The sequence below is a fragment of the Stenotrophomonas maltophilia group sp. RNC7 genome (genome assembly GCF_030910085.1).
Taxonomy (GTDB): domain Bacteria; phylum Pseudomonadota; class Gammaproteobacteria; order Xanthomonadales; family Xanthomonadaceae; genus Stenotrophomonas; species Stenotrophomonas sepilia.
In genome coordinates, this window is sequence record NZ_JAVFVN010000437.1 from 1 (window position 1) to 434 (window position 434).

Here is a 434-nt window from a genome sequence, read left to right on the forward strand (position 1 = left end):
GGAACGGGACCAAAAGTAACAGGGTTGTGATAGCGTCATCGGCCCATCCGCGACCGATGATAACGAACAAAATCGGCAAATGATAAACATACGCCCCATAACTAATGTCGGGAAATTTGAAAGGGATGATTTTAGTTCCAGCTATCCCGACCCACACCATCGCGAATGCTTGAACGACAGCAAGTGCAGCGCCACCAAACAATTGCGCAGCACTGGTCTGCCACCACTGTAACAACAACACGAATACCAGCCATGGGATTACCGGATGAACAGACATTAGCTCACGCTTATGCATGTAGGCCAAATTACCGACGAAGAAAGCGGGGAGAAGAAATGTTATAATTTTATGGTTCGGAGGTAGATCTGAACACCACCACGTGAACAGTAGAGAAGCAAGTAACAATAGCCATATATAAATACGACGCCTATATGCT

Annotated in this window: 1 protein-coding gene; it reads right to left on the reverse strand. The window is 46.3% G+C overall.

The genetic code is table 11. The features are described 5' to 3' along the window. On the reverse strand, positions 1–277 hold a 277-nt coding region (locus tag RCF13_RS07400), incomplete at its 3' end, for a hypothetical protein (protein ID WP_308141028.1). Positions 278–434 lie beyond the last annotated feature (157 nt).